23 protein-coding genes, 1 tRNA gene and 1 riboswitch are annotated in these 24,073 nt (G+C 51.5%); of the genes, 13 read left to right on the top strand and 11 right to left on the bottom strand.

The window, feature by feature from the left end:
* Positions 1 to 12: 12 nt before the first annotated feature.
* The 4 genes from J2T14_RS29675 to J2T14_RS29660 all read right to left on the bottom strand — a co-directional run bounded on the left by J2T14_RS29675 (position 13) and on the right by J2T14_RS29660 (position 3,954).
* Positions 13 to 90: transfer RNA gene (locus tag J2T14_RS29675), tRNA-Arg, on the bottom strand.
* A 407-nt stretch (positions 91 to 497) separates the two neighbouring features.
* A complete protein-coding gene (locus J2T14_RS29670) occupies positions 498 to 1,214 on the bottom strand; it encodes an aspartate/glutamate racemase family protein (protein ID WP_307208373.1) in 717 nt (238 codons plus the stop codon).
* A 44-nt stretch (positions 1,215 to 1,258) separates the two neighbouring features.
* Positions 1,259 to 2,755, bottom strand: coding sequence for a Mur ligase family protein (locus J2T14_RS29665; protein ID WP_307476765.1), 1,497 nt, complete (start codon positions 2,753 to 2,755; stop codon positions 1,259 to 1,261).
* A 23-nt stretch (positions 2,756 to 2,778) separates the two neighbouring features.
* Positions 2,779 to 3,954 (bottom strand): carboxylate--amine ligase, encoded by a 1,176-nt coding sequence (locus J2T14_RS29660; RefSeq protein WP_307476763.1) that lies wholly within the window; start codon positions 3,952 to 3,954, stop codon positions 2,779 to 2,781.
* 317 nt (positions 3,955 to 4,271) lie between these two features.
* Here J2T14_RS29660 and J2T14_RS29655 point away from each other — a divergent pair, with 317 nt between their 5' ends.
* Positions 4,272 to 4,466: an aspartyl-phosphate phosphatase Spo0E family protein gene (locus J2T14_RS29655; protein WP_307208376.1), complete on the top strand. Its 195-nt coding sequence runs from the start codon at positions 4,272 to 4,274 to the stop codon at positions 4,464 to 4,466.
* A 1-nt stretch (position 4,467) separates the two neighbouring features.
* Here the strand turns inward: J2T14_RS29655 and tadA are convergent, their stop codons facing one another.
* Complete coding sequence (tadA, locus tag J2T14_RS29650) at positions 4,468 to 4,932, bottom strand: tRNA adenosine(34) deaminase TadA (RefSeq protein ID WP_307208377.1); 465 nt, start codon at positions 4,930 to 4,932, stop codon at positions 4,468 to 4,470.
* Between the two features lie 276 nt (positions 4,933 to 5,208).
* Here tadA and J2T14_RS29645 point away from each other — a divergent pair, with 276 nt between their 5' ends.
* From J2T14_RS29645 to rluF, 3 genes are read left to right on the top strand one after another with little or no spacing between them, the layout of a single operon-like run.
* Positions 5,209 to 7,050: an ATP-binding protein gene (locus tag J2T14_RS29645; RefSeq protein WP_307476761.1), complete on the top strand. Its 1,842-nt coding sequence runs from the start codon at positions 5,209 to 5,211 to the stop codon at positions 7,048 to 7,050.
* A 26-nt stretch (positions 7,051 to 7,076) separates the two neighbouring features.
* Positions 7,077 to 7,901: an NAD(P)H-binding protein gene (locus tag J2T14_RS29640; protein WP_307476759.1), complete on the top strand. Its 825-nt coding sequence runs from the start codon at positions 7,077 to 7,079 to the stop codon at positions 7,899 to 7,901.
* 2 nt (positions 7,902 to 7,903) lie between these two features.
* Entirely contained in the window at positions 7,904 to 8,608 is a 705-nt protein-coding gene (gene rluF / locus J2T14_RS29635; protein WP_307208380.1) for a 23S rRNA pseudouridine(2604) synthase RluF, read from the top strand.
* A gap of 87 nt (positions 8,609 to 8,695) precedes the next feature.
* Here the strand turns inward: rluF and J2T14_RS29630 are convergent, their stop codons facing one another.
* Both J2T14_RS29630 and motA read right to left on the bottom strand, forming a co-directional pair.
* The gene (locus tag J2T14_RS29630; RefSeq protein ID WP_307476757.1) at positions 8,696 to 9,517 is read right to left on the bottom strand and encodes a flagellar motor protein MotB; all 822 of its coding nucleotides are present in this window, start codon (positions 9,515 to 9,517) and stop codon (positions 8,696 to 8,698) included.
* Positions 9,501 to 10,301, bottom strand: coding sequence for a flagellar motor stator protein MotA (gene motA / locus J2T14_RS29625; RefSeq protein WP_307208382.1), 801 nt, complete (start codon positions 10,299 to 10,301; stop codon positions 9,501 to 9,503). The genes J2T14_RS29630 and motA overlap by 17 nt, the downstream gene beginning before the upstream one ends.
* A 324-nt stretch (positions 10,302 to 10,625) precedes the next feature.
* Between motA and J2T14_RS29620 the strand changes: the two genes are divergently transcribed.
* Both J2T14_RS29620 and J2T14_RS29615 read left to right on the top strand, forming a co-directional pair.
* Positions 10,626 to 10,919, top strand: coding sequence for a hypothetical protein (locus J2T14_RS29620; RefSeq protein ID WP_307208383.1), 294 nt, complete (start codon positions 10,626 to 10,628; stop codon positions 10,917 to 10,919).
* 166 nt (positions 10,920 to 11,085) lie between these two features.
* Positions 11,086 to 12,321: an EAL domain-containing protein gene (locus tag J2T14_RS29615; RefSeq protein WP_307476755.1), complete on the top strand. Its 1,236-nt coding sequence runs from the start codon at positions 11,086 to 11,088 to the stop codon at positions 12,319 to 12,321.
* Here J2T14_RS29615 and J2T14_RS29610 read toward each other — a convergent pair.
* Positions 12,309 to 12,788 (bottom strand): GNAT family N-acetyltransferase, encoded by a 480-nt coding sequence (locus J2T14_RS29610; RefSeq protein WP_307476792.1) that lies wholly within the window; start codon positions 12,786 to 12,788, stop codon positions 12,309 to 12,311. The two genes, J2T14_RS29615 and J2T14_RS29610, sit on opposite strands and share 13 nt — an antisense overlap.
* 148 nt (positions 12,789 to 12,936) lie before the next feature.
* Between J2T14_RS29610 and J2T14_RS29605 the strand changes: the two genes are divergently transcribed.
* Positions 12,937 to 14,169 carry an MFS transporter gene (locus tag J2T14_RS29605; RefSeq protein ID WP_307476753.1) on the top strand — a complete coding sequence of 411 codons (1,233 nt, stop codon included), beginning with the start codon at positions 12,937 to 12,939 and terminating at the stop codon, positions 14,167 to 14,169.
* A 479-nt stretch (positions 14,170 to 14,648) separates the two neighbouring features.
* Entirely contained in the window at positions 14,649 to 15,392 is a 744-nt protein-coding gene (locus J2T14_RS29600) for a phosphodiester glycosidase family protein (RefSeq protein ID WP_307476751.1), read from the top strand.
* 724 nt (positions 15,393 to 16,116) lie between these two features.
* Here J2T14_RS29600 and J2T14_RS29595 read toward each other — a convergent pair.
* The 3 genes from J2T14_RS29595 to J2T14_RS29585 form a co-directional block, all read right to left on the bottom strand.
* On the bottom strand, positions 16,117 to 16,593 hold the full coding sequence (locus tag J2T14_RS29595) for a C40 family peptidase (RefSeq protein ID WP_373458235.1): 477 nt from the start codon (positions 16,591 to 16,593) through the stop codon (positions 16,117 to 16,119).
* Between the two features lie 3 nt (positions 16,594 to 16,596).
* A riboswitch (cyclic di-AMP (ydaO/yuaA leader) is annotated at positions 16,597 to 16,790 on the bottom strand.
* Positions 16,791 to 17,115: 325 nt separating this feature from the next.
* On the bottom strand, positions 17,116 to 17,952 hold the full coding sequence (locus J2T14_RS29590) for a hypothetical protein (RefSeq protein ID WP_307476749.1): 837 nt from the start codon (positions 17,950 to 17,952) through the stop codon (positions 17,116 to 17,118).
* 27 nt (positions 17,953 to 17,979) lie between these two features.
* A complete protein-coding gene (locus J2T14_RS29585) occupies positions 17,980 to 19,998 on the bottom strand; it encodes a M1 family metallopeptidase (RefSeq protein ID WP_307476746.1) in 2,019 nt (672 codons plus the stop codon).
* 106 nt (positions 19,999 to 20,104) lie between these two features.
* Here J2T14_RS29585 and J2T14_RS29580 point away from each other — a divergent pair, with 106 nt between their 5' ends.
* From J2T14_RS29580 to J2T14_RS29560, 5 genes are all read left to right on the top strand, one after another.
* Positions 20,105 to 20,626, top strand: coding sequence for a YwhD family protein (locus J2T14_RS29580; RefSeq protein WP_307476745.1), 522 nt, complete (start codon positions 20,105 to 20,107; stop codon positions 20,624 to 20,626).
* A gap of 95 nt (positions 20,627 to 20,721) precedes the next feature.
* On the top strand, positions 20,722 to 21,405 hold the full coding sequence (locus J2T14_RS29575; RefSeq protein WP_307476743.1) for an RNA polymerase sigma factor: 684 nt from the start codon (positions 20,722 to 20,724) through the stop codon (positions 21,403 to 21,405).
* Complete coding sequence (locus J2T14_RS29570; RefSeq protein ID WP_307476741.1) at positions 21,402 to 22,013, top strand: hypothetical protein; 612 nt, start codon at positions 21,402 to 21,404, stop codon at positions 22,011 to 22,013. The genes J2T14_RS29575 and J2T14_RS29570 overlap by 4 nt, the downstream gene beginning before the upstream one ends.
* 77 nt (positions 22,014 to 22,090) lie before the next feature.
* A complete protein-coding gene (locus J2T14_RS29565; RefSeq protein WP_307476739.1) occupies positions 22,091 to 23,293 on the top strand; it encodes a hypothetical protein in 1,203 nt (400 codons plus the stop codon).
* On the top strand, positions 23,290 to 23,970 hold the full coding sequence (locus J2T14_RS29560; RefSeq protein ID WP_307476737.1) for a hypothetical protein: 681 nt from the start codon (positions 23,290 to 23,292) through the stop codon (positions 23,968 to 23,970). The genes J2T14_RS29565 and J2T14_RS29560 overlap by 4 nt, the downstream gene beginning before the upstream one ends.
* Positions 23,971 to 24,073 lie beyond the last annotated feature (103 nt).

Genomic DNA, 24,073 nt, shown 5'->3' with positions numbered 1-24,073 from the left:
ATTAAATTAGAATGGCGCGCCGCGGGGGGATTCGAACCCCCGACCCACCGTTTAGGAAACGGTTGCTCTATCCTGCTGAGCTACGGGCGCAACACTTCACATTTTAACATGGGTGAAGTCAGAGGCGCAAGTAAAAGCATTATGCAGCAAGAGCACATATGAGCTCTCGGAGAGTATTCGGTGGCGGCAGGGTGAACGGGAGAGAGCTGTAAGGGCCCCAGCGACCTTACAGCGCCGGAGTACACAGTACATGTGTACCGAAAGAGCGTATACGTGCTTACAGAGATCATTCGGCGTGGCAGTATGGGGGGAGAAGGCTGTAAGAGCGCCCGTGACCTTACAGAGCCGGACTAATCAGCGTGTTCGAGCCCGAAAGAGCATATGAGCTTACGGAGCGTGTACTGCTGTGGCTGCGGGGGATGGAGCTTGGCGATCAGGATAACAATAATCGATAAATAAAAGAGCGGTGCAGGGTCCAATCCCTACACCGCTCTTACTTATATCTCCGTGATCGTCTGTTTCCCGGAACGCACAATCGATTGGTTCACGAGCACCTGCATCGCATCGATGCTGATTTCCATCGCCTGCCTGCTGATCGGTATACACGACAGTTCCGTGCAAGCGATAATGACGCAGTTGCAGCCTTCTTTGTAGACGAGATCGTTAATGATGCCTTCAAGGACGGCCGGATCGACCTCCAGATTGCTTTTCACCTGATTATAGATGATGTCCATCACGAGCTCCTGCGTCGCTTCGTTCGGCTCATGGAGCTTCATATTATAGCTCTCGCAGACTGTTTTGTAGACACCGCTATTAATGGTGCCGGTGGTTGCCAAAATACCGATCTTGCTATTGTCGCCAAACTTCGCGTGAATGTCCTTCAACGTTTCGTCGACCATATTAATAATAGGAACGGACGTCATCTGCTGCATTTCGTCATAGAAGTAATGCGATGTGTTACAAGGAATCGCAATATTCGACACGCCGGCAAGCTCAAGCAGCTTCAGGTCCTTCGCGATCGCTTCCAAGAACAGCTCTCCCCGACCGCCCAGGATGACGCTCGTTCGGTCAGGCAGTGAAGTATGATTCAGAATGATCATATTAATATGCTCTTGATCGCGTTCGGCTGCCGTATGCTCAATCACCTTGTCGAAAAAAACGGAAGTTGCCTTCGGGCCCATCCCGCCAATGACGCCTAAGCTATTATGTTCCATTGCTCTACCCACTTTTGAAATGAATTGGTTGTCCGTGCGGCGGATTAGTTAGTAGCGGCGGATTTGTCCTCTAGCTGCTTCAGGGCAATCTGGGCGCCGGGATCCATGCCTTGGCAGCCTGCGAGCAGCACCAAGTCGCGCGAAGCCGCATGGGAGAGTCCTTCGGCAATCGCGTCAGGCAGCTCGTCATATAACCGTACCCGAATATTCGCCTGCTCCATAACGTCAAGGAACACTCGCGTCTCCTCGTCGGTGACGAAGTCCTTGCCCGTGACATGCGACACGCTCTTCGTTGCGATAATCTCATCAAGCTCCAGTCGCTTCATCCATTGGACAATCGCCTCGGCGTTCTCCCGATTGACGGTAGGTCCGCGGCTGCCCCTAATTGCATAAACTAGATGAAGCTTCTCGTAATCCATGAACTTCACCGTCTCCAGCGTGACATGGATGTTGCCAGGATTAGCGAAATGATCGTCGATAATCATAAAATCATTTTCGTATATGAACTCGAAACGGCGCTCAACGCCGGCAAATGTACGCATCGTCGCTTGAATCGTATCGACTGAAACGCCGCAGAGCAGGGCAACCGTAATGGCTACCATCGAATTGTAGACGGAATGCAGCCCTGGAACGGCAAGCTCAATATCGAATTCACCAGGGGAATGCCAAGCGCCATCCACCTGAAACGGCTTCACGATCTCGTATGTATAACGTGCGCGTCCCGTTGACAGATCGAGATTTTTGCAATAAATATGGCCTTCCTTGCTCTTCACGCCGAACGTTACGACGCTAGCCTTGGTCTTATCCGCCAGCGATGCCGAGTAAGAGTCGTCGAGATTGAGAACGGCGTAGCTATGCTCGCCCGCGTTCGTAATTAAGCTTGATTTGGCTGCAAAATATTGCTCAAACGAGCCATGCGAGTCGATATGCTCGCGGCTTAAGTTGTTGAAAGTAACGATGTCGTAATCAACGCCCTCGACCCGGTTCGTCTCCAGCGCGGCGGAGGATACCTCCATGCTGACATGCGAGACGCCCTTGTCGACCATCTGCTTCAAATAATGCTGCAGATCGAGGGACTCTGGCGTGGTCAGCTCCGACGGAATCGAGGCATCGTCGATCTTGATGACGACCGTCCCGATCAAGCCCGTCTTCAGTCCATGGTTCTCCAATATGGCATTGGTCATGTAGGAGGTGGTCGTCTTGCCGTTCGTTGCCGTAATGCCGATCATCTTCATCTTGTCGGCAGGGTTGCCGTAGAAGGCAGCTCCGAGCTGCGCAAGCGCGATCCGGCTATTCGCTACGCGAATCTGCGGAATAGCGAGATCGAAGTTGAACTCCTCGACGATTGCGGCGACAGCACCGTTCTCGACGGCATTTCCGAGATATTTGTGCCCATTCGTTTTGTACCCGTTGACCGCTACGAACAAGTCGCCCGGCTTGCACTTCTGGGAGTGGTAGCTAATTCCCGAAACCGTTATATCCTTCGGATGCAGCGTATCTAGAGTTGCGGTGGATTTGAGTAGTTCCCGTAACAGAATCATTTAAACACACTCCTTAACCCGAATCATGATCTGCGAAGTATTTTGCCGGTAATCATGCGAAGAAATCCGAAAGCAGGCTTCGGATCGCTCCATGACCAGATGGCGTAAGCCTTCGGCTTGAACAACGACTTGACTACTTGACCGACTGTTAGTTGTTTCGTGCGAATGTAGCCCCTAATCGCCAGCAAGTCCTCATAACCGTACCAGAAAACGCGGTTCGTGTCGCTCTTAAGGGCGCTAGGCTGCGGCGGCGTGCCTGTCAGTTCCATATATGTAAGATAAGGAATGTTCATGCCGACTTTATAGAGAAGGCTGTTAAGATTCGTAATGCGCACGTTGACCTCGATCAAGTAGAACTGGCCGGTTTCGGCGTCCTTCTTAAACTCGATTTCGGCGAATCCCTTCCATTTCATCTTCTCCAGGAAAGGCGCGCCGATATCGTACAGCTCTTGTACGTACTTCTGTCCCGTGTAGACGGAAGCGCCGAAGTTAATCGGGAATTGACGATACTTCTGGCAGGTGACCCAGTTCGTCACCTTGGAATCCTGATTCAAATAAGCATCGAAAGTGTACATATGATCATCGAAGCCTGGAATAATGCGCTGAACGATCACTTCAAGTCCAGCCTGCTTCGACTTCTCAAGCGCCTCGACGAGCTGCGCTCTGTTATCGACGATGAACAGCTTCTTCCTGAACTTCGCAACGAACGAAGGGGAATCGGTTGGCTTCACGACGCAAGGATATTTCAAGATCGACTCCACTTTTTCGAAAAATTGCTCTTCGTCCACGCGGACGGTTTCCGGAACAGCTACGCCGTTCTCGCTGGCGAGACGATGCAGAATTTCCTTGTTCATCAGGTTCGTATAGATGCCTGGCACGTCCTGCGGAATAAGATAATATTCTCGCAGCTCCTCCAAAAATTCGTCTACGACCTCGACATAGTTGTCGTGGCAAGGAATGAGCACGGGAGGCGCGGATTGCCTCCGGGCATAGTCCTTCAGAAATTGAATGAAAGCTTTCTTATCGTTCTTATAATGGGGGGCAATCAGCCGTTCCGAGCAATATTTGGATTGAGCGCCGTAATTATGATTGGCTGTATAATCGACAGCAACCGCATGTATGCCGTTTATGCCGAGGCAACGGATCGTACTAAGGCCGATATAATAATTGCATCCTAAGATGACTGCTTTATTGTTCATAGAAAAGGCACACCCCGCTTGATTTGCTTAAATAATTTTACTGCATACTACCCTATAATACAAATGGATTTATTGGCAATATCAGGCGTACAAGCCTGCTGCAAGCGTTCAACGCTGCGAACAGGCTTTATATTACATAACACAAAAATAGGAAATTGGAACTATTTAAGGATATGGAAAATAGCGCAAATGTCGAATATTAAATGAAAATTGCCCGTGTTCGTCGACATGATTTTACAAACTCCTTAAACGACTACGAGTATAATAGAACTATTACCACACGAGTGCTTATATAAGGAGCGTGCCCCGAAGCGAATATGGACAAATACAATCTGCTACAACAATTGCATTCGCTGCGGCTTAAGCTACATGAAATCGCTGAGGCACGAGGCAGCCTAACGGATCCGGACGTTCTGGCGGTCAGCGAAGAGGCTGATCAATTGATCGTTGAGCTACAATATCTCCAGCGGAACGAACTGTCCTACAGTTCTACCAGGCAACCTAATAGATGAATTAACGTTCCCGCAATCTGCGGAAGAACTGAGTCAGTAGAGAGGCGCATTCTTCCTGAAGAATGCCGCTCGTGAGCTCCGTTTCATGATTGAAGCGGGGCTCTTGAAGTAGATTCATAAGCGTACCTGCACAGCCGGCCTTCGGATCGGTCGTTCCATAGACGACACGTTTCACACGCGACTGGACGATTGCGCCTGCACACATCGGACAAGGTTCCAATGTGACGTAGAGCGTACAGTCCAGTAATCGCCATGCGCCAATCCGCTCGGTGGCGTCTCGGATCGCGACCATCTCCGCATGCGCGGTGGGGTCAAGATTCGTCTCCCTTAAGTTATAACCCCTCCCGATTATTTCGTTATCGCGAACAATAACAGCCCCGATTGGCACCTCCCCGATCTGCTCTGCTTTTCGCGCTTCTGCGATAGCTTCCGTCATCCAAGCCCGATCTTCCAGTTCCCGTATCATTTTGGCAATTTTCCTTTCCGTTACTTACGTTTATTCTACGAACAAATATTCCGTTGTTAACATGCAGTGGATAAGTTTGTGGATAAAATATAAGTTATCCACAAACTTATGCACAATATATCAACTTCTGTGCATAAGTCATGTGAACAGTGGGTATAAACTGTCTATAAGCGATCAACCACTAAGCGATATGGCTTTTCCAATAAGTTTCTAGTTAATGGAATAGTTCCTAGGAACTGCTCCCTTATGATTATTGAATAAAGGATGTGTCTATCGTTGTCGATTAAGATGAAGTTCTCCATTATGATTTCTCTTATTGTACTCTCGATTTTCATTGTCTACAGCATGTTGAACGAATATGCGTGGATACGCAGCATGCGGGAAGAAATGAAGCAGGTGATGCTGGATACATCCATACAGGTTGCCGTGTCAATGGACGCCTACGATACCGGCCCAGAGAGCCAGACTTTGGAATTGCAGAGCCAAGTAGAAGGCAAAGATATGTTCGATATGGTACAGAGAATGAATACGAATATTAAGGAGATAACCGTATTCCATAACGGCACGCTGGAAATATCGGCCGGGACTTATGCCTACAATGATGCTACCAACGATAGCGATTTTGTGCAAGAAGCGAGAGACAGCGAATTTGTATTCCGCAAAATGATCATCGACGAGGAAATTTACTATAGAAGCTACTATTCAAATGAAAAGCTCGGCAATTATACGATCAGTATCGTGTATGACGGCAAAGGCATTCAGAATCATGCCGGGGAGAAGCGAAACGACACGCTTCTCTACTCCTCCATCGTAACGGTGCTTATCCTATTCATTAGCTATTGGCTAGTAGGCGTTATGATCCGACCGCTTAAGGATATTTTATGGAAGGTTAACGAGGTGTCCTCCGTCCGATTCAAGCAGCCGATTCAGATTCGGCGCAGGGATGAATTCGGCTTGCTCGCGCTGAAGGTGAACGCCATGTCCCAGAACCTAAGCATTTATATGGACAAGCTGCGCAAGGCGTTCGAGGAGAACCGGCGGATGAAGGAGCATCTGGAGTCGTTCATTAACCATACAAGCGATGCGATCCATCTCATGGAGCTGGATGGAACGATTATTCAAGTGAACCGCGCTTTCGAGCTGTTATACGGCTATGGGGAAGAGGAAGCGGTTGGTCTTGTATTCCCGATATTGCCAGACTCGCACCGGGAAGAGCTGGAGCAGATGCTGAGCCAACTGATCGCCGGCAGAGTGCTTCCCGCCAAGGAGACGTTCCGCGTGACGAAAGCGGGAGAACTGATCCCGGTGAGCATTACCATCTCGCCCATACGCGATTCGGACGGGACTATTCGCGCCTTCGCAAGCATCTCTAGAGACATGCGCTCGCGCAATAAGATGGACGAGCTGCTGCGGCGTTCGGAGAAGCTCACGACGGTTGGACAACTGGCTGCGGGCGTCGCGCATGAAATTCGGAATCCGCTCACGACGCTAAGAGGCTTCCTGCAACTGCAGCAGCAGACAATGCAGCTTAATGTGTCGCATGTCGGTCTAATGCTGTCCGAGCTGGATCGGATTAATCTGATAGTCGGCGAGTTCCTTATCTTGGCGAAGCCGCAGGCGACGAAGTTTGTAACCAAAGATATGCGCAACATATTAAGGGATGTTGTCGCATTAATGAACAGCGAGGCGCATCTGCATAATATCGAATTCATGTCGTTATTCACGGAAGAGGACTGCCTTGTGTCCTGCGAAGAGAATCAATTGAAGCAAGTATTCATAAACCTGCTGAAGAACGCGATCGAAGCGATGCCGACAGGCGGCCCGATTCATATTCATATTACGAACAAAAAAAAGATCGTCTCGATTAAGATTACGGACGAGGGCGAAGGGATTCCGAAGGAGATGATCTCGAAGATCGGCGACCCGTTCTTCACGGGGAAGGAATCGGGTACCGGACTCGGCATTATGGTCAGCCAACGGATCATTCTGAACCATAAAGGCAATCTCGATTTCCAGAGTCAAGAAAAGGTAGGCACTACGGTTCATGTATCGCTTCCGGCTTTGAAACAATCGTCTAGGGACGGTATACTAGAAGCATCAACAAATGAAGGATCGTAGAGGCTGAGTATAGGGGTGAGGATGCAATGGCGGTAGCTAGCAAGGGCGGCGCGGCCACTGGCAGCGAGGCATCTATCGGCGAAGGGGTTCATGACGATAGGGACGGATATAGCTGTGTGCTTGCCGGGGCAACGGGGCTTGTTGGCGCTGCGCTTCTGAGATTGCTGCTAGCCGATCCGAAGGCTAAAGCAGTGACGGTACTAGCCAGGCGTCCTCTGGATGCAGCCGCAACAGCGGGACTGGAGGCCATGAGGCCCAAGCTGCGCATTATCGTGGCATCCTTCGATGATCTCGATACGGCACTGCAGGATGTAGAGGCCGATATCGTCTATTGTACGCTTGGCACGACGATTAAGGCGGCAGGATCGCAGGAGGCGTTCCGCCTCGTTGATCTGGAATATCCGCTCGCTCTGGCTCGCTATGCGAAGCGGGTGAATGCATCGCAGTTCGCCGTTATTACGGCGATGGGCGCTTCGAAGAGCTCGGCTTTCTTCTACAGCCGAGTGAAGGGCGAGCTTGAGGAGGAGCTGGCGAAGCTGGAAATACCGCTGCTCCATATTTTTCGGCCGTCGCTGTTGCTTGGTCAGCGGAGTGCGAAACGGCTCGGCGAAACGGTGGGGGCATGGCTGGCAACGGCGCTTGGCTTCACCATGGTCGGACCGCTGCGCAAGTATAGGGCGATTCGCGGCGAGCGAGTAGCTGCTGCGATGATCCATGCTACTGGAATAGGTCGGGCAGGGCAGCATGGACAAGGGCAGCATGATAGATCCGTTCAGCGGACACCTGAAGTGCGGATATATGCTTCGGATGATATTGCTGGGCTAGGTGCACATAATGGCGAGGTGACATAAGGGTGAGAATTAATAAGTTTATTAGCGAGACGGGCTTCTGCTCGCGCCGCGAGGCGGACAAGCTGGTCGACAGCGGACGGGTTACGATCAATGGCGAGGTGGCCGTGCTAGGGAGCCAAGCCGAACTAGGCGATGACGTGCGCGTCGATGGGCGGCGGATTGGCGAGCAGAAGCGCCATGTCTATATCGCGCTCAATAAGCCTGTCGGCATTACGTCCACGACGGAGCTTCATATTAAAGGAAATATCGTCGACTTTGTCGGACATGAGGAGCGCATCTTCCCGATCGGAAGGCTGGATAAGGATTCCGAGGGGTTGATACTGCTCACGAATGACGGCGATGTCGTGAACCCGATCTTGCGTTCGGAAGGCAAGCATGAGAAGGAGTATATTGTGACGGTTGACCGTCCCATTAACGATTCCTTCGTACGCGGCATGTCCGAGGGCGTACGGATTCTTGGCAGCATGACGCTGCCTTGCGAGGTAACGCGCATAACGGATCGGGTATTCCGTATTATTTTGACCGAAGGAAAGAATAGGCAGATTCGCCGCATGTGCGAAGCGTTCGGCTACCATGTCAGGAAGCTGCAGCGAGTGCGCGTGATGAATATTCAGCTTGGCGGGCTAGCATCCGGAAAATGGCGCGATCTGACCGAAGCGGAGAAGACGACGTTATTTCAAACGCTTGGCTACAAGGTGAACAGCTAACGCTATCCCCTGGTGACGTTAGTCGGTTCATTCCGGATAAGCAAAGCCCCGACATTCTGCGATTATGCAGCTTGGCGGGGCTTTCTATTATTTGGCGGCTGGAATGACTTGTTGATTGGTCGGATCGGAGACGGAGTGGGAAATCGACACTTCGACGCGTCTGTTCTTGGCCTTGCCCACGGTTGTCTTATTATCGGCAATCGGCTGATATTCCCCATAACCAACAGCTCTGAACTTCTGAGGCTTAAGCTGCTTGTTCTCCAGCAAAATATCCATGAAACGAATGGCCCTCATCGAGCTTAAATCCCAATTGGACTTGAAGAACACGGTCGAGATTGGGGTCGTATCGGTATGGCCCGATATGATGACGTCGTAATCGGGATATCCTTGCAGCATTTTGCCGATGGCAACGGCGAGCTCTCTCGATTCCGGCTTGACGGTTGCCTGCGCGGGAGCGAACAAAGCGTTATCGCTAATTGTAATCATGAGCTGCGACATGTTAAGCTTCGTCTCCAGATCGGTCGTCAGTCCGTTCTTGTCGATATAATCGTCAAGCTGCTTCTTCAGCTTCTCGAGGTCCTCCTGCTCTTGCTTCAAGGCAGTCTCGCGAAGCTTCTGCGCATCCTGTTCTTCCTTCTTCTGCTCGTCTTCCTTGGACTGGTCTTCCTTCTGGTTCTGACTGGACTCGCCATCCTGCACGATCGCCGGATTGTCGAGAATGCCGCTGCCAGTATTAAGAGCGACGCTGAATGCCTTTGACATTTCCTCGAACTTCTTCACATCAACGGAGTTCATGGAGTACAGAACGATGAAAAGCGCGAGCAGCAAAGTCAGCAAGTCGGCGTAAGGAATGAGCCAGGATTCGTCTACATGCTCTTCGTGATCGTCATGCTTATGCTTTTTGCTCAACGGCGCCTTCCTCCTTCTCCCTCAGTTTTTTTCTTTCCGTAGGAGTGAGGAATACGGACAGCTTCTGGTTGATCGCAATCGTCGAGACGCCGGATTGAATGGACAGCAGTCCTTCAACCATCATAAGCCGGATTTGAATCTCGCTCTTCGACAGACGCTTTAATTTGTTGGCAATCGGATGCCATAATACATAACCTGTGAATATACCGAGCAAGGTGGCGATGAAAGCGCCGGCGATCGCATGGGCCAACTTCTCCATGTCGCTCATATCGGCAAGCGCGGCAACGAGGCCGACAACGGCGCCGAGTACCCCGAGCGTAGGCGCGTATGTACCTGCTTGCGTGAAGATGAGAGCGCCTGCCTTGTGGCGGTCCTCGGTAGCGGCAATGTCCTCGAGCAGGACGTCGCGAACAAAGTCTTGGTCATTGCCGTCGATAATCATGCGCATGCCGTTGCGAAGGAACGGATCTTCGATATCGTCGACCTTGGCTTCAAGAGCAAGCAGGCCTTCGCGGCGCGTGATGGACGCCCATTCCATAAAGTTAGCGATCAGCTGATCGCGTTGCATTAGCTTTTGTTCCGTGAAAACCATCTTGAAGAGCTTGCCGATTTTGCCAAGCTCGGACATCGGGAAGGCGATCATAACCGATGCAACCGTACCAAGTATGATAATAGCGAATGCAGCCGGATTGGCAAGCGACGACAAATGAGCGCCCTTAAGCACCATACCTCCCAAAACAGCGACAAGACCTAATACAATACCTATAATTGTTGAATTTTTCATCATACACCCCGTCCAGTACGTATTCGAATTAAAATGCTAAACATGTATAAGGTTTTCGTTCTTATAGACGCTTAGAATTCACCGCGAAACGGTTACTGACCCGCCAAAGTACGGCGTCAGCCGTTTACGCTTGTCTACTTCTATTATTATCGACAAATAGGGTTGCTGAGATTAGAGTAAACGCGACGATTTGGAGCGGAAGACGTTTAATATTGTCGAAATGATGTAAAATAAGTCTATAAGGCAATATTCATTCAGACGCCGAAGTCTGATGATGGCATTCGAAGCTAGTCCAATAACGATAATAGAAGGCGGGAAATGAACATGGGAGTAAGACATGCGAGAGAATACGCGGATATTTTGAAAGAGTTGACGGAGGCCGTTGCGGAAATCGAGAACAGCTATACGTTTTTCGAGATGGAAACCGAGGAATGGGAAGCGCTGCATGAGGATGACCGGCATGAGGTGATGGAGGCTCTCGCAGACGACGTATTTTTCGGACTGGGCGAAAATCCGGAGATCGAGGTAGCCGGGGGTGTCATTACTTACAACAGTAAGCATCATATTATAGAGGTGTCCCAGAGCGATCAAGTTACGCGTATTGTCAGGCTCATCTAACCGGGCTTTTCTTTCCTATGTGCCCACCAAAAAACAGACGCTCTTCGACAAAAAAGCGCTTTGAAGCTTGCAATGTCGCTTCTTTACAATTAATGTCGCTTCCTTTACAATGATACTCATTAGATGGCAGGAAATATAACATGAGAATGACACGAAGGAGAGCGCTATGAGTGATGCTCGGACGACGTTAGCACTGCCGAAAGCGCTAGGTCTAAATGGCGAGAAGCTAGCGGCCTACTATCAACCGATCATTGCGATGGATACGAGGCGAATCATGGGCTATGAGGTGTTGGCTAGAGCGGTCAAAGGAGATTTTGTACGCAGTTTGGGGCCTTTCTTTAGCGATGAATCGGTACCGGACGAGGAGCATATCCTCGTTGACCGGCTGTTGCGCGAGCAAGCTTTCGCGAAGCTGGGCCGGACGGAAGATCCTCCGATGTTGTTCATTAATTTGAAGCCCTCTTGGATTTATCGCTATGAGCAATCGGGTGAGCTGTTCACGTTATCGCTGCTTCAGAAATACGGCATCGATCCGCGAAGAGTCGTTATCGAGATTACGGAGCAGAGCTTCCGAGGTTCAATGGAGGTGCTTCGTACGGTCGTCGATCTCTATCGCGAACAAGGCTGCCAAATTGCGATAGACGATGTAGGGAGCGGTTTCAGCAGCTTCGACCGTATCGCGCAGATTCAACCGAATTTGCTGAAAATCGATATTCATATGATTAAAAAGAGCGCCACGCATGACGGTTACTTCGGCGTGCTTCGCTCTTTCTCGGATATGGCGGAGTTGATCGGCGCCTCCTTGCTCGTAGAGGGCGTCGAGACAAGAGAGGATCTTGCCCGTTCCATCCAGGCGGGCGCGCGTTATGTGCAAGGCTTCATGTTCGCCAAGGCCGAGGCCGATTTCCGCGCTTCGGACAGTTTTGCTGCTATTATAATAGAAGAGCTTGAGAGACATCTGCTGCATCACGTCATCTCGGAGCGGGATTGGCAAGTGAAGGCCGAGCAGCTTGCGAAGAAGCTCGCGCGTATTAGGGAGAAAGCGGGCAACATGGACGACAAAGACGGCTGGGCCCTGCAGCTGCTGCCGGAGCTGGATTCGGGTTATATTCGCGTATATTTATGCAATCAGGACGGCATTCAGCTATCGGCCAACTATTGCCGCGAGCTCGACGGTTCATGGCGGAGCGAGGATCAATTCCGCGGCGCGAACTGGTGCTGGCGGCCGTATTTCGTGCCGAATCTCGTTCAGATGAACGAGGATCGAAGATCGATCGTGTCGAGAGCTTATATCGACCTTGATACGCATGCGTGGATACGGACGATATCGGTACTTGTCGGACCCGGACTTATTTTATTCGCGGATTTAGTCGATATGGAACATGGCGCTCAGTCGTTCTGATCTTTCGGCTCGAACACCATGCAGTGGCATTCGGCGTAGCCGCTCTGCGAAGGACGGGCATACGTGTCGGTAATGCGGAAGCCGCCTCGCTCATAGGCACGGACGGCGCGCGTATTCCAAGCGAGCACCTCGAGATCGATCTCATGCTGCGGCTCTCGTCTCCGTGCTTCGAGCGCGACAAGCCGGGAGAAGGCAGGGCCAAGCCCAAGGCTGCATAGATCCGGCCGAAGTCCGAGTCCGAGCCTGGTTACTCCGGTCATGGGGAAGAGCTGGGCGAAGCCGATCAGCGCAGAGCTGTCGTCGACGATCGCTATGTATTGCAAGGCACGCAGGACGGGATCGCCGAATTCGATTTCGTCCTTTTGCATGTGTTCCCAAGATGGCCAGCGGTAGATGTCGTAGGGCGGTTCGTATACCCAGTCGCATATTTCGGCGGCATGCTGTATTTCCAGCGGACGTATGGTCATTTGAATCGGATTGCGTTTATAATAGGTAGAACGGTTTACATGTTTCAATTCCTTATGAACCTCCACTCGGAGCAATCGAATTGGATACGTACGAATAATTATATCAGATAGGCGCCAGAAGGCGCGCGCGCATAAGGAGAACTACAGCATGAAGAAGTTAATATGGATCGGTTGCCTATCCTACTTGGTTATCGGCATTGCGCATGTGGTAGGCGGGGCGATTCTGGAGCAATTGATCGATTACTATGGGCTTACATACAAAGACGGCGGACAATGGATTATGAATCAATTTCTCGGCTTCCTGGTCGGCGTTGTATTCGCGCCCTCCATTACGGCGAGAATCGGCAAGCGAGGCGCAGTGCTTATTGCGATCGGCGTGCTTACTTTAAGCGAGGCTGCTTATAGCTTGCTGCTTCCGTGGGGCTGGATGCTTGCCATCGCACCGCTCGCAGGCTTCGGCTTCGGCATGACGGAAGCGGTCGTCGGCGCGATGATTATCGACCTAGCCAAAGGCAAGGCGTCGGCGATGAGCCGGTTGGAGACGTTCTTCGGCGTCGGTGCGCTTATTATTCCGGTTGCGGCCGCCTATTTGATCGCTCAGAACGTATGGCAGGTTTCTTTTCCCATATTGGCGGCGCTCTCAGGCGTTACGTTCGTATTATGGCTGACGATGTCCTTCGGCAAGCTGGACGAGCAGATCGGATATCAACCCAAAGCAACGGTGAGCGGTACGCCTTCAAGCGATAGCCTGGGGCAAGGGGCTGCAGGCGCAAGAACCGGCTTATTCGGTTATCCGCGTACTGCGCTTCCGTTCTTGCTGCTGTCGGCTGCCTTCTTCATGATCTATGTCGGCATGGAGATGAGCTTCTCCAACTATTTGCCTTCCTTGCTCATTGAGCGTTCGCAAGTAGACGAGTCGAGCGCGGCGGCGGCGCTTAGCCTGTTCTGGGCGACGATGGTGTTCGGGCGCATATTCGCGGGCGCGCTCGCCGAGAAGATGGGGTATGCGAAGTATTTGTTCATCGCGACCGGCGGGGCAACGATCGTATTCGCGCTGATGGCGCTAATGGGACAGCTAAGTTGGATGCTCTTCTTCGTCGCATTAAGCGGACTGTTCTTCTCGGGTATCTTCGGCATTGCGCTTGTCTATGCGAATGCGCTGATCCCGGGCATGACCGAGCGGACGACGAGCTTGCTCGTAGCGTGCGGCGGACTTGGCGGGGCGATCTTTCCCCGTGTTACCGGCTGGTTCATGGACCGATATGACGGCGGGGTCACGCTTTGGTACGTCAGCTCGCTCGTTCTAATTATGCTGCTCGTTTTGGCTGTAATGCTCGTGCTGGGTAGAGGGCAATCGCAGCGGCGTGAGGGCCGTTCGTAGAGGGCAACCCCCATCAATGAAGAAGCTATTCTTAAAAGGTTGAATCGACCTCTTAAGAATAGCTTTTTTTCGTTGATTACAAGATAAGCAAGATCTTCAAGTCTTGCTGAAAACGTCGATGGAATACAGTGCATCTAATTCAATGAAAGTTCCAGCAATGTTCGTAAGTAAAATGCGAAATCGTGATATATTTAGACATTCGAGGTTATCCAAGCGACTGTTATTAATGATTAAATAGATTCCTAAAAAAATTTGTCAGTCCTAGTTGTTATTTAATCAACGCACGACACTTTATATATTATCAGCCAACAACGATCAGAAAGAGAAGTAACGAGTACTTCTCCGAGGACAGGCTGTGGTGGAAGTTCCCACGATTGCCGCTGAGGGATACAGCAGTAACCTTGGTATCCTGAACTACTGCCTCTAATTGATTCATATTCAGATTCCAGTCATTCATAACTTTCTAGGAGGAATTCAAAATGGCAATTAACTATTCGTACTTTGAGCAAGGCCCATTTCGTGTCATTAAAACGCATGTGAGCAATCTAAAAAATGTCGTAATCAAGAAGCCGTTGTGCGATACGTCCTACTATGGGATTAATGGCGGATTTTTCGCCGAGCCTGCCGGCGGCTACGGTACACCGCCCACTACTCCGCTCTCGATTAACTGGTTCAAAGGCCAAACGACCGGTGTTTGCACCTATAACGGTCCTTCTGCAACCGATACACGTCAACGCGGGACGCTGGTAACGTTCTATGATACAGCTACGAGTAAAACTTTGAGTGTCATCACGCGTGCTAAAGATATCAACGAGATTAAGCAGGATTTGGGCGCAAATCTCGACTATCGTAACATAATCGGAGGAGGCAGCCTGGCGCTCAACCTTAGCAATAGCGCTTGGAAGACACTTCACGAAGATCAAGAAAAATGGTCTGTTTATGGTACATTAGCAATTACCGAAAGAAGCGCTATTGGCCTAAAAGTGGAAAATGGTCAGCATATTGCTTTCCTGTTAATTTCCAAAAACGGCAACAATGAAAGTCTATACAGCATGCGGGACACTCTTAAGGAACTTGGGTGCTTTGATGGAATTTTCTTGGATGGAAGCGGCAGTGCCCAAATGCAGGTTCATGCAAATGGCGCACTGATCCAAGATCGAGGCAGCGACGGTGCACCGGGACGTTACATCTATAATGCGGTTACGTTGGCCAATACCAACTAAATCTGCAACAGCAAAGAGTAGGGTTTATCCCCTACTCTCTGCTTTGTAATACGGTTATTTCGGTTGCTTCGATAAGCTCACCGCCAAATGTGGTTGTTGACCAGACCCATATTTCTAACGTGTCATCGGGTTCAAGGGTATCGATGGAAATCTCTTCTCTTTCGTTCTCGGCATTAAGCTTATAAAACTTGGTATAACGTGTTGTTAACACGGAAAACGGTTCTGTTTCCGTTGTTTCGATAGTATATTCGAATTTACGGTTTAATTTAAAGTCCCCAACTAAACTATCATTGTATTCTTGTTCATAATCACTAATGTCTTTTACAGTTACGATCCTTTTGGTTTCAGAGGGAATATCAGATTGCGAGTACGAAAAATATAGCCAGAAGAAACCAAATATAGCTGCGAGAAGTAATAAGATGCCGATAAATATAGTTCGTAGCTTTTTTATATGGATGGTGTTGTCCCCCTTTGTAGCCTGCCATGCTTTTTTATCTCTTCTTTATACCCATTAGCCTCTTGTTGTGTGATTAGATATTTTCATTGTAGCCAATACTGGCAGCCTCGATAATGGTTAAACGCATATGTCCAAAATATGTTGCAAAAAAATATTTAGATTGCATCATATGCTGACTCGGCACCCCTTAAGATTGTACAACAAAGCCACAGGCTGATTGTCACAAACGGACAAACATTCTGCGGCTTTGTTGTTTAAAGGGTGACACTATTTAGCGTCGGCGTAAGTAGTGAAGGCTTCCTCGCCTAGAATGCGACGTGCTGTCACATAACGAGGTTTGTAGTAAGAGGAATCGATCTTGTCGACTACAACGCCGCGGCTAACCGAAGCGTGTACGAACTTGCCGTCCCCTATGTAGATACCGACGTGGGAGATGGCGCTGTTGTTGCCGCCGCTTGTGTCGAAGAACACAAGATCCCCGGCAATGAGGTCTGTCTTAGCGACCTTCGTGCCAACTGTTGCTTGGTCGGAGGAAACGCGCGGAAGATCGATGCCCATCTTGGCGAACACATAGTTCGTGAAGCCGGAGCAGTCGAAGCCTTTCGCGGTCGTGCCGCCGCTCTTGTACGGAGTACCAATGACGTCATTGATAAATCCGTTCATTTTGGAGTCTGCGAAAGCGCTTCCCGCTTGAAAAGCGAGCAAGATCGCAAGCCCCAAAAGCATTACGGTAATCTTTTTCAATTGTGAAACTCCTTCCGGTGCCGACGAGGTTAGCTGTGGGGTTCGGTTGAAGGTTCCCTATGATTCCTCAGGCGCTACGAACAAGTCGACGGTGCCGTCTTCTAGAGAGGCGGTATGACTTATAGCCGTGGCGTCAGAATCAATTCACCCAGAGTGGTTCCCCCGTTTTCCGCTAGGAAATTAGGCAGTTTTGTTTTGTCTTGAGAATTATTCGATTTTTTTCATTGATCTCCTGCCTTTCTTGGCAAATTCTAATAATTCTCATGTAACCTTTTGTAAGACAAGTACGTTTTATCATTTTTCATGTAATAATAAGACCTGAAATAGGGCTTACAACCTATAATTTAATTACTCATTTTCATTAATTATGTGGATTTGCCGTAAAGTATGACCCCAGGTCCTATCCGTGAGAACATTCTCATTTTCGAGGAAACGCGAAAAACCCCGAATTCGCCATGATCGAGCAGGCGTGAATTCGGGGCTGCGTTAGAAAACCGCGAAAGCAGCTTAAGCCTTGCAAAGCTACTTCGATTGCGATTGCAGGCATTCATATTGGGAAGCGATAGTCCATACACGTACGAGCGTGCGTACCAGGTTGTAGCCTTGATGTAGAACGAGAGCAAATAGACCGGCCCATAACAGCGATACGCTGGTGATGAGAAGGCCTAAGCCTGCTCCGATTGCCCACATGACGAGCGAGATGGCGGCATAAGAGACGATGTGTCTCAGCGCGCGCCAGAGCGAGTGGAGGATGCCTTCGTTCGAGGCTGCTCCGAGCTGCATCGCCAGGAAGAGCAGATGCAGCAGCGAACCCCAGAGCAGCCATAGCCCGGCGCCGGGAAGGACGGCTTGCAGCAGGTCGGCGGTGGAATCGCCTTGCAGGTAAGCTTCGAGCGTGTGAGGCAGCACCCACCATGCTGGAGCAAGCGCCAGTACGGCCTCCAGCCAGTAGAGAAGCATGACCGGCTTCCAGGCCTTGCGAATGCCTTCGATGAATTTGGTCCCGCCGCCGCCGGTTGCGCCTCCGCTCCTCGTGCTCGAGTGGTGCAGCGAATAAAATAATCCGGCATTAAACAGCGGTGTCAGCAGCATGCGGATAACGAACAGGCCGCCGAGCATCCATACATAGGGCATAAGGATGTCGGTCTTCAGCAGTTGGAACTGCGCTTCGGTCAGGAAGAGATGGACGGCCGTGTCGGACGGGTAATCAGCCGGAAACCGCCGCAGCAAGGGCGAGACGACCGAATCGATAAACCGATAGAGGAAGAAGCCCCATAGCAACTGATACAGAAATAACAGAATGATGAGGTGGAAGTGCTTGACCGCAAGCTGCCAGCCTTGCTTCATATATATTTTCATATTCGATCGCTCCTTGCGCGCTTATACTTACCAGCTCATCGTGCCTAACAAACCCTCGATCAGCTTCGATACGCTGATGCCCCACCGGATACGCGTCTTGTCCGGCAGATCCGCCTGCATATAGTTGTTGATGAGCTTATTGTCGAGTACGTTCGAATGCCCCGAATCGATCATCGCCCATTGCAGCGGCGCAGTATGCAGTTGCGTTAGCTGGACATGCGATTCTTCGGCGTCCCATAGCTTCGTCACTGTCGCGCCGTCCGTGAATTGCAGCGTGATCGGTATTTGGCTGCCTACGCCGCCGTTTCTCTTAATGAGCACGGTCGATTCATAGAGTCGTTGTCCATCTTGTTCGGTAGGCTTCACTTGGATCGACTCGACCGAGTAGTCGGACATTTGGTTCGCGTACACATACCCGCTGAAGTAGTCATGCCACTTCGTCTTGGTCACTTGCTCGACGACGCGCTGGAAGTCGGCGGTGGAAGGGTGCTTGAATTTGTATTTCTGAAAATAAGTCCGCATAATCTTCGCCATCGTTTTGTCGCCGACCTGATTCCGGATGCCGACAAGGACGAGCTTCGCCCGTAAATAGACGTTCTCCGCATATTGATCATGGCTGCTGTAAGCCCATGAGGGCTGCTTAAGCGGCGCAGGGTCGGTCATATAGCTTGCCTCGATCCGCAGATTCGGTTCAAGTCCGTACGCGGACTCCATGACCATATCCTCGGCGTAGGAGGTGAAGCCTTCATCGAGCCAAGCTTCCTCGAATTCATTGGAGGCGACCATGCCGTACCAATATTGGTGGCCGATCTCATGGACAACCGTTCGCTCCAGATCATAGCCGGGATTCGCCTTCTCGGCAGCGAACGCGGTGACGAGAGTCGGGTATTCCATGCCGCCAGCGCCGTTGCCGCCTTTCGGCGGGACGACGATCGACAGCGTGCTGTACGGGTATTCGCCGTACCACTGCGCGTACTTGGAGAGCGCGGACTTGGCTGCATGCATGTAACGCTCTTTCAGGTCGGCATGCAGCGGGTCAAGGTACAGCTTAATGCGTACGCCCGGCACGCCCGCAGCCGAGAACGCCTCCTCCGCGAAGACGAAGTCTGGCGATGCCGACCATGCGAAGTCGTGCACGTCTTCCGCATAGAATTGATACGACTTCCGCCCGTTGCTTCCCTCGGCCGTCTTCGTCTGAAAGCCGGTCGCCGCAACGATGTAGGACTCGGGCACGTTGATCTTCACGCTGTAAATACCGAAGTCGCTATAGAACTCCGAATTGCCGTGATACTGATGCACGTTCCAACCTTCAGTGGTCCGTCCGCGCGTTCCCGTCGTCTCATATACGGCTATTTTCGGAAACCATTGACCCGCCATGACGAAGTTGCCGGAGTAGCCCATGCGCGCGAATACTTCCGGCAGCTTCACCTCGAAGCCCATGCGCAGCGTAACGTTCTTGCCCGGCGCAACGGGCTCTGGCAGGCGGAGCTTGACGAGCGTAAGATCGTTCTCGTTGCCGTCGTCGGGCTGAACGTAGTGGAGGCGAGGCAGCAGGTTTTCGCCATCAAGCGTCTGCAAAGACAGCAGGTTCATGTAGCCGAGGCTGTCCGCCGTAGCCTTGTCCTCGCGAAGCTTGCCGCCGGATTCGGTCATGAACGTTGTTTTCTTGGACTGGAAGGCATTCGGATACAGGTGAAAATAGAGCTCGGACACCGTTTTTTTGCCGGGATTGGTCCAGGTCACGAGCTGATCGCCGTCCAAATGCCGAACGTCCTCGCGCAAGCTGACATTCATGTGGTACTCGACTACACGCTTGCTGAGCGATTGCGGCTTAGGCGCCACGCCCGTGTCCGGCTGCTGCACGACGGGCGGCTTGGCCGTTTTTGGGGCAGAGGCAGGCGGCTGCTGCTTGGAATTCGACGCGGGAGCCAATGCGTATGTATACTGCGATTGCCAAGCATTCCCGAAGCCGTACTGCACAGAGACGCCGAGCAGCACGATTCCGAGCATAACTAATAAGATTCGTTTGACGTAGCGTGGAGTCATGAACGTTTCCCTCCCGTTGACAAGCATCTACAGCATGTATATGTTTGCTTTTCGAGGATTATTAGCTAAAATGTAATTATTGTACGGGGAAGGTGTGAATGCAGGGATGGATGATCAGAATCAGCAAGCCCAGCCAGAGAAGAAAGAGAAGAAATCACTGTCGCTCAACGTGGTGAGCAACAAACAACATAAAGGCTTCGGGGCCGGAACCATCGATTTGAGCCAGGTATCCTGTATCATCATTGACAATGGCGAGGCGTATATCGACGTGGGCGCGATGCATGCGAAGAGCAAGATCGAGCGCGGCATCAAGTTCACGCCGAACAGAGAGGATACGCCGAACGGCCGCCAATGCTGGATCGTATGGGTAGCGGTGGACCGCAATGAAGAGGGCGCTTACTATGCGGGCGCTACCGCTTGCGAGATGTGGATCGACACGGAAGCGCGCCGCGGATGGAAGATTCTCGCCGACCACGTCAACAAGCTGGATTATTCCTTGAAGCGCCGCATCATTCTCGGCGAGCTTGGCGATGTGGAGAAAGCCGCTCTGCGCAAGCTGCTTATTGAGCACAACGCCGAGTGGTGGGAGCGTTCGTCGGTAGATCTCAAGCAAGCGCTTGAGGTATAAGGGGCCGAAGTTGTAAAGGGCGATAGCCGATCAAAGAGGAGAACCTCACCGTTCGCAGGGAGAACATTGCTGCGAACGGTGAGGTTTTCGTCGTTATGGAAGGAAAACTTCAGCTATGCTGCTCGAATAGATTATGCGTACTAATTTTTTTTCAAGAAAGTGCAGGGTATGGGACAGTCTCTGTCGTCTATTATATGGGGAAGGAGGAGAGCGACATTCAGGATACGGATTGGATCAAGGCGGTACAGAGCGGCGGGCCCGAGCATTACCGACCGTTCGTACAGGCTTATGGTCCGTATATATACAAGACCGTCTATGCCGTGCTGCATTCGCCGCATGATGCGGAGGATGTAACGCAGGAAACGCTCCTTCAAATCTATCGCTCCCTCCCGGAATGCCGATTAGACGGCTTGAAGACATGGATTACACGAATTGCGGTCAATCGAGCGATCGATTTCAAACGCAGCAAGGCAAGGAAGCCCGAGGAACTGTACGAAAGCGAAGCAAGCCTGCGACAGGTTGAGCAAGCGGATTACGATGGAAGCGTACCCGCCGCGGAAGCGGTTGCGCTTGAACAAGAAAACGTACGGCATATCCGCGAGCGGGTGGACGAGCTGCCGGGTAATTATCGCGAGGTTGTCACCGCTTATTATATGGAAGACAAATCTTATGAACAGATTGCAGCCGAAACCGGACTGGAACGCAAGAGCGTCGAGTCCAGGTTGTACCGGGCGCGAAGCTGGATGAAGCGGCATTGGCGAAAGGAGGATTTTGAATGAACAAGCTTACAGCAGGAAGAGAAGGTGCGGACGTTCACGTAACGGAACATACGATGAAGGGCTATGCAGAGCATCGTCTGTCCCAGCAGGAACGCGAGTCGGTCGATCGGCATTTGGCCGAATGCGATATTTGCTTGCAGCGTTTTATGGATACGGTCGAAGCTGCGGAAGCGGGGGACGGTCTGCCGGAGTCGTATGCGTTGCCGGATATGGACTCTTTGGAAAGGCAAGTTATCGCTCGGCTGAATGAAGAGGAAGAAGCGGGGAAGCCGGTGGCAACGAAAGATACGCTTGTTGCACACGCCATCACCGTTACAGCCGCAGCTGCGAACAAGGGTGTTCAATCGACTCCTCGCGCCGCTCGCCGCCATTCCTGGCTGCAGCATCCGGTCGCTCAATATACGATTGCAGCATCCATCACGCTTCTATTAGTGGGAACGGGCACTTTCGCCGGGCTGTCCGAGAAGCTGTCCAAGCTTGATCAAGGCGTTCAGCCCCCGCAGGCGGCGGAGCAATTGCCGGTGCTGCCAACCGAATCGTGGTCGGATCGCATGGTTGATCGCACGGGGTCATGGTTGAACGGGATTAGAGAAAGCCGATACAAATAAATAAGCGCCATTGCAAGGCGTTATGACGATAGATGAACCGGATCGAAGTACAATGAACAGAGAGGCAGGAACTTATCATGAACAAAAGCGCGTTAGCCGCTTTCTGGCTGTCGTTTATACCGGGAGTCGGCCATGGCTACTTAGGCCGCCCGGTACGGTTCGTATTATACGGAGGATCGTTCTTCGGCATCCTTGCCATGATTTTTCTCTTCGGCATTACGGGCAATTTGGAGGAGGAGTGGGGCTTATTCGGTTTATTCATTATGACCATAAGCTGGCTCATCAATATGATCGACATGCTGGTTACGCTGTTCACGGGCAGAGTGAACGCCGGCGCTGCAGGAGCGCCTCCGGTACTCGGATCGTATCCGGGGCATGGAGGGATGGAATCCAGCTTCAATCCGTACGAGCAGCAACAGATGTACCGCCTGCAGCAACAGCAGCAGCAAGAAAAGACGAGGACGATTCTGCTCTCCTTCCTCCCCGGTCTTGGCCATATGAGCCTCGGATTGATGCAGCGCGGCATTACGTTTCTGATTTCCTTTATCGGACTGTTCGCGATTATCGTGTTCCTGAGCGTGATTATGGGCAAAGCGGTACTGCTGATCTTCTTGCTTGGCCTTCCGATTATTTGGATCTACAGCTTGTTCGATGCGATTCAGCAGCTGCATGCGAAGCAGCGCGGCGAAAGTATGGAGGATCGCGCGGTGTTCGAAGAACTGGAAGCGCATATCGCTTCGGGACGCAAAAGTAAGGTGCTTGCGATCGCGCTATCGATATTCCCTGGAGCGGGTCATCTGTACTTAGGTCTTCAGAAGCGAGGCCTGCAATTGATGGGCGGCTTCCTGCTTACGATTTACATTATGGATAATTTGAGACTGTCGCTCTTTTTCTTCCTGCTGCCATTGTTCTGGTGCTTCGCGTTCTTCGATGCTCTGCAACAGACATCGCGTTATGAACGTCAGACGCTCAGCGACGAGCCCATACTGACGCAGCTTGTACCGTACCAACGGTGGTTCGGTTTCGCCCTGCTTAGCTTCGGCGTCTATTACTTGCTCGACCGTGTAGCCGCGGAAGCGGCGTCGCGGTATTCAAGCGAGATTTACACGCAATATTTGCAATTCAAATATATGATTCCGACTGCGGTCATCGCCTTCGTTATGATTATCGTCGGAATGAGACTCGTGTTCGGCGGCAAAACCTATTCCGAGGGGCGGCAAGATACGATGGCGCCACCGCCGCCACCCCCGTACTCCAAGCAAGAGGAGGAGATACAATGAGCGCAATCGATACGATGAATCGTCCTCTCCCTAGCGAGGGGATACGCACTTGGCGGGTAGGCTCGCTCTCGATGGGCGTTACGCTTATGATGATTGGTACGGCGCTTGCCGTATCGATCTGGCAGGACATTGAGGCTTATGAAATGCTGTTATGGGTAGCGCCGATCGTATTCATTCTGCTTGGCTTGGAGCTATTGCTTTATTTGAAGTTTTCCGGCAGCGATCGCGCCATTGTCAGATATGACTGGATTAGCGTGTTCTTTGTCGGGCTCATTGGAACTGCGAGCCTCGGTCTTGCACTGCTCATGTCTACCGGTCTGTTCGATGAGTTGCAGCGCGGCTTGCAGGTGACGCAGCGATCCGTCTTCGTGGAGCCGCATTCGCTGCAAGTGCCGGATAACGTGAACAAGGTCATCGTGCAATCCATTGGCGGCGTTGATCTTGGAGAAACGGATACGCGCGAGGCGAAGCTGTTCGGCCAGGTACGCTATTGGTCGGCCGAGCCGATCGGCAATCCGGACAAGGAGCTGATGCAGACGACGATTGTCGGCAATACGCTCTACATTGTCATCGGAACGCTTGACCGTAGAGACGGCGGTCTCGTGACCGATACATACGACTCGCAATTGACGCTCGTTCTGCCGAAGGGGTTGGAGATCGAACGCCGCGGCTACTAGCCGATAGAGAGGCTTGGCTTACGGGTACAACAATAAAGTATTTTTCATAACCATCTATTCCCTTTCGGACATCGCGCCAGTGCGGCTACAATTGAGGCAAGGG

Source organism: Paenibacillus harenae, assembly GCF_030812415.1.
Lineage (GTDB): Bacteria > Bacillota > Bacilli > Paenibacillales > Paenibacillaceae > Pristimantibacillus > Pristimantibacillus harenae_A.
Note: the sequence above shows the minus strand (reverse complement) of the source record. Positions and strands in the feature narration are given on the sequence as shown.